Raw genomic sequence first — 13,217 nt, forward strand, 5'->3', positions numbered from 1 at the left:
CCGCTCACCTGTGCGGATGCACCGTCAGACGGGCTGCTGACGCTGCCCTGAAGAGCAGGTGAACACACCGTCGGACAGGTGGCCGCGCGCCAGTGCTCAGGCAGGCTGCTGCGCGGAGGCGATGCGCTCGTTGCGGAGCGCCTCGTACCAGCGGTCGTCGATCGGCGGGAGCGCGTTCACGTCGAGCGCCAGCTTCAGCAGCAGGTCCGCGATGAGCGGGTTGCGGGCCAGCACCGGGCCGTGCATGTACGTGCCGAACACCGTGTCGTTGTACGCGCCTTCGGTGCCGTCGCCCGTGCCGTTGCCCCGGCCGAGCTGCACGCGTGCGAGCGGGCGCGCCGTGGGGCCGAGGTGGGTGATGCCCTGGTGGTTCTCGAACCCGGTCAGCGGCGGCAGCCCGAGGCGGGGGTCGATGTCGGCCAGCACGTCGCCGACGCACCGATCGCCCTCGCCGCGCGTGGTGGTGACGTCGAGCAGGCCGAGGCCCGGCTCGCGCTGCCCGAGGTCGTTGACGAACTCCTGGCCGAGGATCTGGTAGCCGGCGCACACCGCGAACACGATCGCGCCGTTCTGCACCGCCTGGTACAGGTGCCCGTCGCGGCGCAGCCGCTCGGCCGCGAGCCGCTGCGGACGGTCCTCGCCGCCGCCGATCAGGTAGATGTCGCCGGAGGTGGGGATCGGCTGGTCGCTGCGCACGTCCAGGCGTGCCACGTCCAGGCCGCGCTGCCGCGCCCGGCGTTCCACGACCAGGACGTTGCCCTGGTCGCCGTATGTGCTGAGGAGGTCCGGGTAGATCCAGACGACCCGCAGCTGGTTGTCGCTCATCAAGTGATCGTCCCTCGTGCTCAGTTGCCGACGCGGCGGCGCAGGTCCTGGAAGGCGGTGTAGTTGGCGATGACCTCGATCCGGCCGGGCGGCGCCATCTGCACGGCCTGGTCGACGTCCTCGCACACCTGGAAGTGCTGGTTCGCGACCTCCAGACGCACCGCGAGGTCCAGCTTGCGGTCGCCGACGACGAAGATCGGGTGGCCGGTCAGCCGGGTGTAGTCGACGTCCCACAGCCAGGAGGTGTCGGTGCCGTCGGCGCCGCGCGCGTTCACCGACAGGATGACCGGGGTGGGCGGCGGGTCGATCAGGCTGAACGTCTCGAGCCAGCCGGCCGGGTTCTTCGCCAGCAGCAGCCGCAGGTCGCGCTGCATGAACTGGACGACGTCGTAGCGTCCGGCGACGGCCTGCACCTGGTACATCCGCTCCAGCGCCACCTGCGGCGGCACCCCGAAGACGGCGGCGACGGCGGCCGAGGACGCGGCGTTGGCCTTGTTGGCGCGGCCCGGCAGCTGCAGGTGGATCGGCCAGGCGGAGCCGTGCGGGTCGAGCACGTGGTCGCCGGAGAGCACCCAGCTGGGCGTCGGGCGGCGGAAGCCGCACTCGCCGCAGAACCAGTCGTCGCCCGGACGCTGCATCACGCCGCCACAGGACGGGCAGGACCAGGCGTCGTCCTTCCACATCTGCCCGGCGGCGACCCAGACGACGTTGGGGGAGGAGGAGGCGGCCCACACCACCAGCGGGTCGTCGGCGTTGGCGACGACGACCGACTTGGAACCGGCCAGCCCCTCACGCCAGTTCTCCGCGAGCATGCGGGTCTCCGCGGCGCGGTCGAGCTGGTCGCGAGAGAGGTTGAGCAGTGCGATGCACTTGGGGGCGGTGTCGCGGGCCACGCCCGCGAGGTACTTCTCGTCGACCTCGATGACGCCGTATCTGGCCTCCGAGCTGCCCGCGAGGGCGGAGGTGATGCCGGCCGGCATGTTGGCGCCCAGCGCGTTGGAGACGACCGGCCCCGCGGCCCGCAGCGCCTCGGCGATGAGCCGGGTCGTGGTCGTCTTGCCGTTGGTCGCCGACACCAGGACGACGTCCAGGTTCTGGGCGAGCCGGGCGAGCAGGTCGGGGTCGAGTTTCAGCGCCACCCGGCCGCCGATCACCGAACCGCTGCCGCGCCCCGCGGCGCGGGACGCCGCCGCGACCGCCTTGCCTGCGGTCACCGCCAGCTTGGCCCGCGGCGTGAGCGGGTCCGAGTTGCCTGCCATCAGTTCTCGATCCTCCTTGCGTACGCGCCGCGCTTGAAGCCTGTCGGCACCTGGTAGGTGGTCAGCCTATCGAGATCCAATCGCACTCCCGAATCCCGGCACCGTTCGACGTCACGCGCGGCATGCGCGTGTCAGAAAGGACCGTACCCTTGCGCCATGCGACACGGCTCCATCCCGGGCGCCCGAGGGCGGGTCCGGCCCCTCATCCTGCTCGGTGATCCCGTTCTGCGGGAACCCTGCCGGGAGGTCACCGACTTCGGCCCCGAACTCGCCCGTCTGGTCGAGGACATGTTCGCCACGATGTACGCGGCCCGGGGCGTGGGCCTGGCGGCGAACCAGGTGGGGGAGCCCCTGCGGGTGTTCGTCTACGACTGCCCGGACGACGACGAGGTCCGCCATCTGGGCCATGTCGTCAACCCGCGCCTGGTGGAGGCGGACGGGCTCGTGTTCCGGGGCCCGGAGGGCTGTCTGTCCCTGCCGGGCCTGGAGGCGGGCACGGAGCGCCACGACCACGCCGTGGTCGAGGGCTTCACGGTGACGGGTGAGCGCCTGCGCATTCACGGCACGGGATTCTTTGCCAGATGCTTGCAACACGAGTGCGACCACCTGGACGGCACCGTGTACGCGGACCGGGTCACGGGCTGGCGCGGACGCAGGCTGGCGCGACAGCTGGCGCGGGCCCCCTGGCGGGGGTGAGAGCGGGTCAGAAGCCGGGGCCGCCGATCCTGTCCCCCGCGGCGGCCAGCCGGCCCCACAGGAGGTCGGCGAGACTGCGCACCAGCTCCGCCCGGCTGCACGGCCGCTCGCCGAGCCACCAGTCACCCGCCGCGTGCATCATCCCGACGATCCCGTGGCCCCAGACGCGGGCGAGCTGCTGGCTCCCGGGTCCGAGGTCCAGCCGGTCCTCGATGACCTGGGCCAGCTCCTCACCCATCCGCCGCAGCAGCGGAATGGAATGCTTGCCGACGTCGAACCCCTGGTCACCGCCCTGGCCGGCCTCGGCGGGGTGCATCAGGAACCGGTAGACCTGGGGCCGGGCCTCGATCGCCGCGAGGTAGGTGTCCAAGGTGGCCTCGACCCGGTCCCGGCGGTCGGCGGGCGCGTCCAGCGCGGCCCGCAGCGAGTCCAGCAGCGCGTCCGTGTGGCGTTTGGCCAATGCCGCGTAAAGTCCGCCCTTGTCGCCGAAGTGGCGGTAGAGGATCGGCTTGGTGATGCCCGCCTCGGCGGCGATGGCGTTCATCGAGGCCTGCGGGCCGTCACGCAGCACCACCCGGTCCGCGGCCTCCAGCAGCTCCCGCCGCCGGCGGTCGGCGGATCGCTGCTGCTCGGTCCGCTGCGTGGTGTCCATGATCTCTCCCCACCCGTGCTGTTTCGATGGCGCCTGCGCAAACTAACACCTGACAGCAGCCTGACATCGACCGCCCGGTACGGGCTGACGGGCAGTCGTCGGGAGTTGACTTTTACTACCGACCGGTAACACACTCGCGTTACCGCAAGTAACGCGCACGTCAAGGCGTGCGGCCGCCGCTGGAGGGGTCATGGCCGAGTTCACCATGGAGCTCAACGACGAACAGAAGGAGGTCCGCGACTGGCTGCACGGTTTCGCCGCCGACGTCATCCGCCCCGCGGCCGCCGAATGGGACGAGCGTGAGGAGACTCCCTGGCCGGTCATCCAGGAAGCCGCCAAGGTCGGCATCTACTCCCTCGACTTCTACGCCCAGCAGTACTTCGACCCCACCGGCCTCGGCATCCCCATGGCCATGGAGGAACTGTTCTGGGGCGACGCGGGCATCGCCCTGTCCATCGTCGGCACCGGCCTCGCCGCCGTGGGCGTCCTCGCCAACGGCACCGAGGAGCAGATCGGCACCTGGATCCCCCAGATGTACGGCGACGCCAGTGACGTGAAGGTCGCCGCCTTCTGCTCCTCCGAGCCCGACGCCGGCTCGGACGTGGCCTCCATGCGCACGCGTGCCGTGTACGACGAGGCCAAGGACGAGTGGGTGATCAACGGCACCAAGACCTGGGCGACCAACGGCGGCATCGCCAACGTCCACGTGGTCGTCGCCGTCGTCGACGCCGAGCTGGGCTCCAAGGGGCACGCCTCCTTCATCATCCCCCCGGGCGCGCCCGGACTGTCCCAGGGCCAGAAGTTCAAGAAGCACGGCATCCGCGCCTCGCACACCGCCGAGGTCGTCCTGGAGAACGTGCGCGTCCCCGGCTCCTGCCTGCTCGGCGGCAAGGAGAAGCTGGACGAGCGGCTGGCGCGGGCCCGGGAGCGGGCCAAGGCGGGCGGCGAGCGGGTGAAGAACGCGGCGATGGCCACGTTCGAGGCCTCGCGTCCGGCGGTCGGCGCGATGGCCGTCGGCACCGCCCGAGCCGCGTACGAGGTCGCCCTCGACTACGCGAAGACGCGCGAGCAGTTCGGCCGCCCGATCATCGACAACCAGGGCGTAGCCTTCCAGCTGGCCGACATGGCGACCTCCGTCGACGCGGCGCGGCTGCTGGTGTGGCGGGCGTCCTGGATGGCGGTCAACGGCAAGCCGTTCAAGGCGGCCGAGGGCTCGATGTCCAAGCTGTTCGCGAGCGAGACGGCGAAGAAGGTGACGGCGCAGGCCGTGCAGATCCTCGGCGGCAACGGCTACACCCGGGAGTACCCGGTGGAGCGGATGCACCGCGACTCGGCGATATACACCATCTTCGAGGGCACGAGCGAGATCCAGCGGCTCGTCATCGCCCGCACGCTGTCCGGCATGCCGATCCGGTAAGGCGGCGGAAACTTCTGCGCGATTCGGTCTGCGGGCCGTCCGTGGCCGATCGCGCAGTTCCCCGCGCCCCTCAGGTACGTCCAGTGCACCTGCTCGAGCGGCTCAGGGAACTGCGGGACAAGCCGCAGCGCGCCCTTACGGAGTGCTGCCGCTGCTGTGGGCGATGCACGCCACGTCGATGCGGTCCGCCAACTTGGCCAGTTCGATGGTCAGCGCGGCGACCGTGTCCTCGTCCAGCCCCTCCGTGCCCGCCTCGACGAGGTGCAGCCACCGTCCGCCCAACGTGCGGAGCAGCTTGCTCACGTCGGCCGCGGACACCTGCAAGGTCCCGCGGTCGTCGACGATCAGAGGCAGGGTCACTTCGCGGTTCACACCCGGGATCGTAGCCGCGCGAGCGTCACGCACCGTGCCAAACCGTGGTGATGTTGCAGAACTCCCGGATTCCGTGCCCGGACAGCTCACGGCCGTATCCGGACCGCTTCACGCCGCCGAACGGGAACGCCGGGTGGGACGCGGTCATGCCGTTGACGAACACCCCGCCCGCCTCCAGATCCCGGACGAACCGGTCGACCTCGGCCTCGTCGCGGGTCCAGACGTTGGAACTCAGGCCGAACGGCGAGTCGTTGGCGAGGAGCACCGCCTCGTCGAGGTCGCCGGCCCGGTACAGCGTGGCCACCGGCCCGAACGCCTCCTCGCGGTGGATGCGCATCTCACGGGTGACGCCGGCGAGGACGGTCGGCGGGTAGTACCAGCCGGGCCCCTGCGGCCGTTCGCCGCCGCACAGCGCCGTCGCGCCGCCGCGCCGCGCGTCGTCCACCAGCTCCTCCAGGTCGTCGCGCCCGCTCTCGCTCGCCAGCGGACCGACCTCGGTCTCCTCCTCCAGCGGGTCGCCGACCTTCAGCGCCCTCATCCCCTCGGCGAAGCGCTCGGCGAACCGGTCGTACACGTCCGTGTGGACGATGAAACGCTTGGCGGCGATGCACGACTGCCCGTTGTTCTGCACCCGCGCGGTGACGGCGACCTCGGCGGCCCGGTCCACGTCGGCGGACGGCATGACGACGAACGGGTCGCTGCCGCCCAGCTCCAGCACCGTCTTCTTGACCATCTGCCCGGAGGTGGCCGCGACGGCGCGGCCCGCGGGCTCGCTGCCGGTGAGGGTGGCCGCCTTGACGCGGTCGTCGCGCAGGATGTCGTCGACCGCGCCCGAGCCGATCAGCAGGGTCTGGAAACAGCCCTCGGGGAAGCCGGCCCGGTGGAACAGGTCCTCCAGGTACAGCGCGGTCTGGGGGACGTTGGAGGCGTGCTTGAGCAGGCCCACGTTGCCCGCCATCAGCGCGGGCGCGGCGAAGCGGACCACCTGCCAGAGCGGGAAGTTCCACGGCATCACCGCGAGGACGGGCCCGAGCGGCCGGTAGCGCACCAGGGCGCGGGAGCCGCCGGAGTCCGTCACGTCCGGCTCGGCCGGCTCCTCGTCGGCGAGCAGGCCCTCGGCGCGCTCCGCGTACCAGCGCATCGCCTTGGCGCACTTCGCGGCCTCCGCGCGGGCCTGCTTGACCGGCTTGCCCATCTCGGTGGTCATCACCCGGGCGATCTCCGGCGCGTCCTCGTCGAGGAGGTCGGCGGCCCGGTTCAGCAGCCGGGCCCGCTCCGCGAACGCCGTCGTGCGGTACGTGCGGAAGGTGGCCTCGGCGAGCTGGAGCCGGCGTTCGAGCTCCTCCTCGCCCATGGCCTCGTACGTCTTGAGCGTCTCGCCGTTCGCCGGGTTCACCGTCGCGATGGGCATGACCGACCTCCTGGAAAGCTTTCCTGTGCTTCGACCTTCGCGCGCCGCGCCGAGGGCCGCAACGCGTACGCGTCTGCTGAGGGGTCCTCGCACTGCGCCCGTCCGGTCAGGCCGCGTGGTCCGGTGCCGTGCGACCCGGACGGGCACCGTGCGAGGGCCCCTCAGGCCGAGTGCTCCGCCAGCCGGTCCAGAAACGCGGACTGCGCCGTGACGATCACCTCACGCGCCCGTGCCAGACCGAGCCAGGCCACCCGGTCCAGCTCGGGGAACTCCACCGTCCGGCCCGACCGGGGCGGCCACTGCATGACGAACGTGCCCGGCACGACGGCCGCCGGGTCGAGGTCCGCCTCGACGGCCCACACCGTCACGATCTTGCCGCCTGTCTGCCGCACCCGGCCCAGCGGCACCGCCTCGCCGTCCGGCGGGGGCAGCCCCAGCTCCTCCCGGAACTCCCGCCGGGCGGCGTCCCACGCGGGTTCGTCCGGGTCGTACTCGCCCTTCGGGACGGTCCACGCGCCGGCGTCCTTCTTCGCGAAGTACGGGCCGCCCATATGCCCGAGCAACACCTCCAATCCGTCGTCGGTGTGTCGGAACAACAGCAGGCCGGCGCTGTGCCTCGCCGTCACGGCCGCACCTCCGGGTGCGCGGCGAGGAGGGTCTCCACCGTGTCCGCCTCCTTCGGCCGCTTGTCCTCGCGGTAACGGATCACCCGGGCGAAGCGGAGGGTGACGCCGGCCGGATAGCGGGTGGAGCGCTGGAGGCCGTCGTAGGCGATCTCGACGACGAGTTCCGGGCGCACGGTCACCCCCCAGCGCTCCTCCCGCACGGCGAGGCTCCGCAGCCGGTCGGTCTGCCAGGTGAGCAGGGCGTCGGTCATGCCCTTGAAGGTCTTGCCGAGCATGGCGAAGCCGCCGTCGGCGGTGCGGGCGCCCAGGTGCAGGTTGGACAGCTTGCCGGTGCGGCGGCCGTGTCCCCACTCGGCGGCCAGCACCACCAGGTCGAGGGTGTGCACGGGTTTGACCTTCAGCCAGGACGCGCCGCGCCGGCCCGCGCTGTAGGGGGCGTCCAGGGACTTCACGACGACGCCCTCGTGGCCGCGCAGCAGTGTCTCCTTCAGGAACTCCTCGGCCGCCGGCAGATCCGGCGGTCCCGACACCAGCGTCCGGCGCACCCGCATCGGCTCGGGCGTCAGCCGGGCCAGCTCCGCGTGCCGTTCGGCGAACGGCAGGTCGAGCAGGTCCCGGCCGTCCACCGAGAGCGCGTCGAAGAAGACGGGGGAGACCGGGACGGCCGCCGCGGCCGTCGCCACGTCCACGCGTGAGCCGACCCGCCCGGCCGTCTCCTGGAAGGAGCGGGGCCGCCCCGACGCGTCGAGGGCGATCACCTCGCCGTCCAGGATGAACCGCGTGCCGCGCAACTCCAGCGCCGCCGCACTCACTTCGGGCAGCCGGTCGGTGATGTCGTCGAGGGTGCGGGTGTGGATCCGCACGGCGTCGCCGTCCCGGTGGACCTGGACGCGGATGCCGTCGAGCTTCTCCTCCACCACGCACGCACCCAGTTTGCCGACCGCCTCGGCCACCGAGGTCGCGGAGTGCGCGAGCATCGGCTGGACCGGGCGGCCCACGGTGAGCCGGAAGCGCTCCAGGGCCGCCGGGCCGTCCGCCAGCAGCGCCTGGGCCACCGGCTGGAGCGCCCCCGCGAGCATCACCGCCCGCCGCACGTCCCCCGCCGCCGCGCCGGTCGCCCCGGCCAGCCCTTCCACCGCGACCGCGTCCAGCGCGCCCTGCCGGACCTCGCCGGTGAGCAGCCCGAGCAGGAAGCGCTGCTCCTCCCCGGTGGCCGCGCCCATCAACTTCTCGACCAGCCTCGCCCGTTCGGCCTGGGAGCCGGGACCTGACACCTTGCCCAGCTCGGTCAGCCGGGCGTCCACCTCGCGCACGGTCAGGGTGGCGTCGACGGCCGGGGCGACCGGGCGGCCCAGCACCTTCCAGCCCACGCCGAGGCGGCCCTGCGGGAGCCGTCCGGCGAGGTAGGGGATGACGATCGGAGCGTCCTCGGCCTCCGCCTCCCGGAAGAGCTCCGCGAGCAGGGCGATCTTGCGGGAGCGCGCCGAGGACGCGGCGACCTCCCGTGACACGTCGGCGAGCCGGGACAGAAGCATGCAGCCATGGTGCAACGCCTCGCGGGGCATCGCACGTGTGCTGCGATGACCCCATGGACGACGACCCGATGAACGACAGACCCCCGAACGACGCCCCCGCGAGCGACGCACCCGTGAGCGAGCGCGAGGTGGACCCTATGGAGGACGTGCTCGCGGAGGTCGGCCCGCGGCTGCGGCGGCTCCGCAAGGCGCGGGGCGCGACGCTGGCCGGGCTGTCGGAGGCGACCGGCATCTCGGTCAGCACGCTCTCCCGGCTGGAGTCGGGCCTGCGCAAGCCCAGCCTGGAACTGCTGCTGCCGATCGCGCGGGCCCACGAGGTGGCGCTCGACGAACTGGTCGGCGCGCCGGCGGTGCGCGATCCGCGGGTGCGGTCGCAGCCCGTCCGCCGGCACGGGCGCACGTACTGGCCGCTCACCCGTCAGCCCGGCGGCCTCCAGGCGTACAAGGTGCTGGTGCCGCAGGGGCACGACGAGCCGGACCCGCGCAGCCATGAGGGCTACGAGTGGTTGTACGTGCTGGCCGGACGGCTCAGGCTGGTCCTCGGCGACCACGACATCGTGCTGGGGTCCGGGGAGGCCGTCGAGTTCGACACCCGGGTGCCGCACTGGTTCGGGTCGGCGGGGGAGGGGCCCGCGGAGTTCCTCAGCCTGTTCGGGCCGCAGGGGGAGCGGATGCACGTGCGGGCGCGGTCCCGGCGGGCGTGACGCGGAAGACGGTTCCCTGATCGGCAAGCGACCGCTTAGTATGCGAACGAGGCCGGTCGCCGACCAGCCGGTCACCCGAGTCGGACGACGCAGTCCCGTGGAGGCTCCGCATGCAGGCATGGCAAGTGCACGAGAACGGCGAGCCGGGCAAGGTGATGCGCCTGGAGGAGGTGGCGCGGCCGACCCCCGGCGAGGGCCAGGTCCTGCTGAAGGTGCGCGCCGCCAACGTCAACTTCCCGGACGTGCTGATGGCGCGGGGCCACTACCAGGTGCGGCCCCCGCTGCCGTTCACCCCGGGTGTGGAGATCTGCGGCGAGACCGAGGACGGGCGGCGGGTCATCGCCAACCCGGCGCTGCCCCACGGCGGTTTCGCCGAGTACGCCCTCGCGGACGCCGCCGCCGTGCTGCCCGCCCCCGACGCGCTGGACGACGCCGAGGCCGCCGCCCTGCACATCGGCTACCAGACGGGCTGGTTCGGGCTGCACCGCCGGGCCCGCCTGGAGGCCGGCGAGACGCTGCTCGTCCACGCCGCCGCCGGAGGGGTCGGCAGCGCGGCCGTGCAGCTCGGCAAGGCCGCGGGCGCGAGGGTGATCGGCGTCGTCGGCGGCGCCGACAAGGCCGCCGTCGCCCGCGAGCTGGGCTGCGACACCGTCATCGACCGGCGCGCCGAGGACGTCGTCGCCGCCGTGAAGGAGGCCACCGACGGCCGGGGCGCCGACGTGATCTACGACCCCGTCGGCGGCGACGCCTACACCCAGTCGGCCAAGACCGTCGCCTTCGAGGGCCGGATCGTGGTCGTCGGCTTCGCGAGCGGCTCCATCCCGAGCCCGGCGCTCAACCACGCCCTGGTGAAGAACTACTCCATCCTCGGCCTGCACTGGGGCCTCTACAACACCAAGAACCCCGCACTCGTCCAGCACTGCCACGAGCAGCTCACCGAACTGGCCGCCCGGGGCGCGATCAAGCCGCTGGTGAGCGAGCGCGTGCCGCTGAGCGAGGCAGCCGCCGCCGTCCAGCGGGTCGGCGACGGCCACACCACCGGCCGCGTCGCCGTCGTGCCGGGACTGACGAGCCAGGAGCACGCGCAGAACGGAGCCTCCGCATGACCGACGCAGCAGAACTCCGCCGCCGCACCAAGGAGTTGCTGGAAGCGCACCCGCCGGCCACCACCGACCGCCTGGACTTCCTGCGGGCCCGCTTCGACGCCGGACTCGCCTGGGTGCACTACCCCGAGGGCCTCGGCGGCCTCGGCGCGCCCCGCGCCCTCCAGGCCGTCGTGGACGCCGAGTTGGAGGCCGCCGACGCCCCCGACAACGACCCCCGGCGCATCGGCATCGGCCTCGGCATGGCCGCGCCGACCATCCTGCGATACGGCACCGACGAGCAGAAGCGGCGCTTCCTGCGGCCCCTGTGGACGGGCGAGGAGGTCTGGTGCCAGCTCTTCAGCGAGCCCGGCGCCGGCTCCGACCTGGCCGCCCTCGGCACCCGCGCCGTCCGCGACGGCGAGGACTGGGTCGTCGACGGCCAGAAGGTGTGGACCTCCAGCGCCCACATCGCCCGCTGGGCCATCCTCATCGCCCGCACCGACCCCACCGTGCCCAAGCACGCCGGCATCACCTACTTCGTCTGCGACATGACCGACCCCGGGGTCGAGGTGCGCCCGCTGCGCCAGATCACCGGCGAGGCCGAGTTCAACGAGGTCTTCCTCACCGGAGTCCGCATCCCCGACTCCCGCCGTCTCGGCGAGACGGGCGACGGCTGGCGCGTCGCGCAGACCACGCTCAACAACGAACGCGTCGCGATCGGCGGCATGCGCCTGCCCCGCGAGGGCGGCATGATCGGCCCGGTCGCCAGGACCTGGCGTGAGCGGCCCGAGCTGCGCACCCACGACCTGCACCAGCGGCTGCTGAAACTGTGGGTGGACGCCGAGGTGGCCCGCCTCACCAGCGAACGGCTGCGCCAGCAGCTCGCCTCGGGCCAGCCCGGCCCCGAGGGCGCCGGCATGAAGCTCGCCTTCGCCCGTCTCAACCAGGAGATCAGCGGCCTGGAGGTCGAACTCCTCGGTGAGGAAGGCCTGTTGTACGACGACTGGACCATGCGCCGGCCCGAGCTCGTCGACTTCACCGGACGTGAGGCCGGCTACCGCTATCTGCGCTCCAAGGGCAACAGCATCGAGGGCGGGACCAGCGAGGTCCTGCTGAACATCGTCGCCGAGCGCGTCCTGGGCCTGCCCGCCGAGCCGCGCACCGACAAGGACGTCGCCTGGAAGGACCTCGCCCGATGACGGATCTTCTCTACTCCGAGGAGGAAGAGGCGCTGCGGTCGGCGGTACGCGACCTGCTCGCCGACCACTGCGACGCGCCCGGCGTGATCGCCCGCACGGAGTCCGACGCCCCGCACGACCTGGCGGCCTGGAAGGCGCTCACCGACGGCATGGGCCTCGCCGGCCTGCTGGTGCCCGAGGCGCAGGGCGGACAGGGCGCCACCCACCGCGAAGTCGCAGTGGTCCTGGAGGAGTTGGGGCGGTCGGTCGCACCCGTGCCCTATCTGACCAGTGCCGTGGTGGCCACCGAGGCGCTCCTGGAGTGCGGTGACGAGGAACTGCTCGTCCGGCTGGCCTCCGGGCGGACGATCGGAGCCCTGGCGGTCGGGTTGCACACCGCCCCCGGCGCCGACTTCACCTCCGTACGGATCGAAGACGGCTCACTGCACGGGGAGTTGACCGGCATCGCGGACGCCGCCATCGCCGACGTGCTGCTCGTGCCCGCCGAGGACGGCGGACTGTACGCGGTCCAGGCGTCCTCGGTCACCGTCACCCCGCAGGTCTCCCTGGACCTGACCCGCCCGCTCGCCACGGTCACCCTCACCGGCGCTCCCGGCCGCCGCCTCGGCGACGCCGCACCGGCCGTCCGACGGGCCCTGCGCGCCGGCGCAGGACTGCTCGCCTCCGAGCAACTCGGTCTGGCCGAGTGGGCGTTGACCGAGACGGTTCGCTATCTCAAGGACCGCAAGCAGTTCAACCGGCCCGTCGGCGGCTTCCAGGCGCTCAAGCACCGGCTGGCCCAGCTGTGGCTGGAGGTCGTCAACCTCCGCGCCGCCGCACGCAACGCGGCCGACGCGCTCGGCGGCGGTCAGCCCGCCGAGGAGACGGCCCTGGCCGTGGCCGTCGCCCAGGCCTACGCGGCGCCCGTCGCCGTGCGGGCCGCCGAGGAGGCGCTGCAACTGCACGGCGGGATCGGCATGACGTGGGAGCACCCGGTCCACCTCGCCCTCAAGCGGGCCAAGGCCGACTCGATCGCCTACGGCACGGCCGGCGCCCACCGGGAGGCCCTCGCCGAACTGGTCGACCTGCGCGCCCCCTGACCGGCGACGCGGAAACCCCGGAAAAAGCCCGACCCCACCCGGGGGCGGGCTTTTTCGCTCGTTCGGCGGACAGGTCAGTCGCACGGACGAAACCTCCCTTACGCCACACTTGCGGCCGAACGCCACCGAACGGGCGTGGCGGAGGAGGTTGTCGTGGCCGTTTCCATTTCCGTGGTGCTGTTGCTGCTGATCCTGGCGGTGATCTTCCTGCGCACCGGCGGACTGAAGATCTCGCACGCCCTGGTCTGTCTGCTGCTCGGCTTCTTCCTGGCCGGCACCAACATGGCCCCCACCATCCACAGCGGCCTCACGGCCACGGCGGAGATCGTCGGCAGCATCCAGCCGTAAGTGACGCCG

General features: G+C 72.5%; 14 protein-coding genes. 7 read left to right on the plus strand and 7 right to left on the minus strand.

Annotation, left to right across the window (positions count from 1 at the left end):
• Positions 1 to 96 precede the first annotated feature (96 nt).
• Both EV567_RS14385 and EV567_RS14390 read right to left on the minus strand, forming a co-directional pair.
• Entirely contained in the window at positions 97 to 825 is a 729-nt protein-coding gene (locus tag EV567_RS14385) for a type 1 glutamine amidotransferase (protein WP_130439944.1), read from the minus strand.
• Positions 826 to 845: 20 nt separating this feature from the next.
• The gene (locus EV567_RS14390) at positions 846 to 2,084 is read right to left on the minus strand and encodes a MurT ligase domain-containing protein (protein ID WP_130439946.1); all 1,239 of its coding nucleotides are present in this window, start codon (positions 2,082 to 2,084) and stop codon (positions 846 to 848) included.
• A 156-nt stretch (positions 2,085 to 2,240) separates the two neighbouring features.
• On the opposite strand from EV567_RS14390, the gene def reads away from it, so the two are divergent.
• Positions 2,241 to 2,780, plus strand: a complete 540-nt coding sequence (def, locus tag EV567_RS14395; protein WP_130439948.1) for a peptide deformylase — start codon at positions 2,241 to 2,243, stop codon at positions 2,778 to 2,780.
• 7 nt (positions 2,781 to 2,787) lie between these two features.
• Here the strand turns inward: def and EV567_RS14400 are convergent, their stop codons facing one another.
• Positions 2,788 to 3,432, minus strand: a complete 645-nt coding sequence (locus tag EV567_RS14400) for a TetR family transcriptional regulator (protein WP_130439950.1) — start codon at positions 3,430 to 3,432, stop codon at positions 2,788 to 2,790.
• A gap of 190 nt (positions 3,433 to 3,622) precedes the next feature.
• Here EV567_RS14400 and EV567_RS14405 point away from each other — a divergent pair, with 190 nt between their 5' ends.
• The gene (locus tag EV567_RS14405) at positions 3,623 to 4,849 is read left to right on the plus strand and encodes an acyl-CoA dehydrogenase family protein (RefSeq protein WP_130439952.1); all 1,227 of its coding nucleotides are present in this window, start codon (positions 3,623 to 3,625) and stop codon (positions 4,847 to 4,849) included.
• A 135-nt stretch (positions 4,850 to 4,984) separates the two neighbouring features.
• On the opposite strand, the gene EV567_RS14410 is transcribed toward EV567_RS14405, so the two are convergent.
• From EV567_RS14410 to EV567_RS14425, 4 genes are all read right to left on the minus strand, one after another.
• Complete coding sequence (locus tag EV567_RS14410; protein WP_130439954.1) at positions 4,985 to 5,221, minus strand: DUF6213 family protein; 237 nt, start codon at positions 5,219 to 5,221, stop codon at positions 4,985 to 4,987.
• A gap of 25 nt (positions 5,222 to 5,246) precedes the next feature.
• Complete coding sequence (locus tag EV567_RS14415; RefSeq protein ID WP_130439956.1) at positions 5,247 to 6,632, minus strand: NADP-dependent succinic semialdehyde dehydrogenase; 1,386 nt, start codon at positions 6,630 to 6,632, stop codon at positions 5,247 to 5,249.
• A gap of 161 nt (positions 6,633 to 6,793) precedes the next feature.
• Positions 6,794 to 7,258, minus strand: coding sequence for an NUDIX domain-containing protein (locus tag EV567_RS14420; RefSeq protein WP_130439958.1), 465 nt, complete (start codon positions 7,256 to 7,258; stop codon positions 6,794 to 6,796).
• Positions 7,255 to 8,793, minus strand: a complete 1,539-nt coding sequence (locus EV567_RS14425) for an ATP-dependent DNA ligase (protein ID WP_130439960.1) — start codon at positions 8,791 to 8,793, stop codon at positions 7,255 to 7,257. Before EV567_RS14425 ends, EV567_RS14420 begins: the two co-directional genes overlap by 4 nt.
• 137 nt (positions 8,794 to 8,930) lie before the next feature.
• Here EV567_RS14425 and EV567_RS14430 point away from each other — a divergent pair, with 137 nt between their 5' ends.
• The 5 genes from EV567_RS14430 to EV567_RS14450 all read left to right on the plus strand — a co-directional run bounded on the left by EV567_RS14430 (position 8,931) and on the right by EV567_RS14450 (position 13,208).
• Entirely contained in the window at positions 8,931 to 9,497 is a 567-nt protein-coding gene (locus tag EV567_RS14430; RefSeq protein ID WP_130440624.1) for a helix-turn-helix domain-containing protein, read from the plus strand.
• A 110-nt stretch (positions 9,498 to 9,607) separates the two neighbouring features.
• Positions 9,608 to 10,603: an NADPH:quinone oxidoreductase family protein gene (locus tag EV567_RS14435; RefSeq protein ID WP_130439962.1), complete on the plus strand. Its 996-nt coding sequence runs from the start codon at positions 9,608 to 9,610 to the stop codon at positions 10,601 to 10,603.
• On the plus strand, positions 10,600 to 11,781 hold the full coding sequence (locus tag EV567_RS14440) for an acyl-CoA dehydrogenase family protein (RefSeq protein ID WP_130439964.1): 1,182 nt from the start codon (positions 10,600 to 10,602) through the stop codon (positions 11,779 to 11,781). The genes EV567_RS14435 and EV567_RS14440 overlap by 4 nt, the downstream gene beginning before the upstream one ends.
• Positions 11,778 to 12,860 (plus strand): acyl-CoA dehydrogenase family protein, encoded by a 1,083-nt coding sequence (locus EV567_RS14445; protein WP_130439966.1) that lies wholly within the window; start codon positions 11,778 to 11,780, stop codon positions 12,858 to 12,860. Before EV567_RS14440 ends, EV567_RS14445 begins: the two co-directional genes overlap by 4 nt.
• Positions 12,861 to 13,013: 153 nt before the next feature.
• Positions 13,014 to 13,208: a hypothetical protein gene (locus EV567_RS14450; RefSeq protein ID WP_130439968.1), complete on the plus strand. Its 195-nt coding sequence runs from the start codon at positions 13,014 to 13,016 to the stop codon at positions 13,206 to 13,208.
• The last annotated feature ends 9 nt before the right edge of the window (positions 13,209 to 13,217 follow it).

Origin of the sequence: Streptomyces sp. BK239, from assembly GCF_004217285.1 — a bacterium.
GTDB lineage: Bacteria > Actinomycetota > Actinomycetes > Streptomycetales > Streptomycetaceae > Streptomyces.

What these genes read in the sequence shown, in the direction of transcription:
- EV567_RS14390 (WP_130439946.1), bottom strand. Translation starts at nt 2,084, where the DNA reads ATGGCAGGCAACTCGGACCCGCTCACGCCGCGGGCCAAGCTGGCGGTG.
- EV567_RS14445 (WP_130439966.1), top strand. Translation starts at nt 11,778, where the DNA reads ATGACGGATCTTCTCTACTCCGAGGAGGAAGAGGCGCTGCGGTCGGCG.
- EV567_RS14415 (WP_130439956.1), bottom strand. Translation starts at nt 6,632, where the DNA reads ATGCCCATCGCGACGGTGAACCCGGCGAACGGCGAGACGCTCAAGACG.
- def (WP_130439948.1), top strand. Translation starts at nt 2,241, where the DNA reads ATGCGACACGGCTCCATCCCGGGCGCCCGAGGGCGGGTCCGGCCCCTC.
- EV567_RS14440 (WP_130439964.1), top strand. Translation starts at nt 10,600, where the DNA reads ATGACCGACGCAGCAGAACTCCGCCGCCGCACCAAGGAGTTGCTGGAA.
- EV567_RS14400 (WP_130439950.1), bottom strand. Translation starts at nt 3,432, where the DNA reads ATGGACACCACGCAGCGGACCGAGCAGCAGCGATCCGCCGACCGCCGG.
- EV567_RS14430 (WP_130440624.1), top strand. Translation starts at nt 8,931, where the DNA reads ATGGAGGACGTGCTCGCGGAGGTCGGCCCGCGGCTGCGGCGGCTCCGC.
- EV567_RS14385 (WP_130439944.1), bottom strand. Translation starts at nt 825, where the DNA reads ATGAGCGACAACCAGCTGCGGGTCGTCTGGATCTACCCGGACCTCCTC.
- EV567_RS14425 (WP_130439960.1), bottom strand. Translation starts at nt 8,793, where the DNA reads ATGCTTCTGTCCCGGCTCGCCGACGTGTCACGGGAGGTCGCCGCGTCC.
- EV567_RS14435 (WP_130439962.1), top strand. Translation starts at nt 9,608, where the DNA reads ATGCAGGCATGGCAAGTGCACGAGAACGGCGAGCCGGGCAAGGTGATG.
- EV567_RS14405 (WP_130439952.1), top strand. Translation starts at nt 3,623, where the DNA reads ATGGCCGAGTTCACCATGGAGCTCAACGACGAACAGAAGGAGGTCCGC.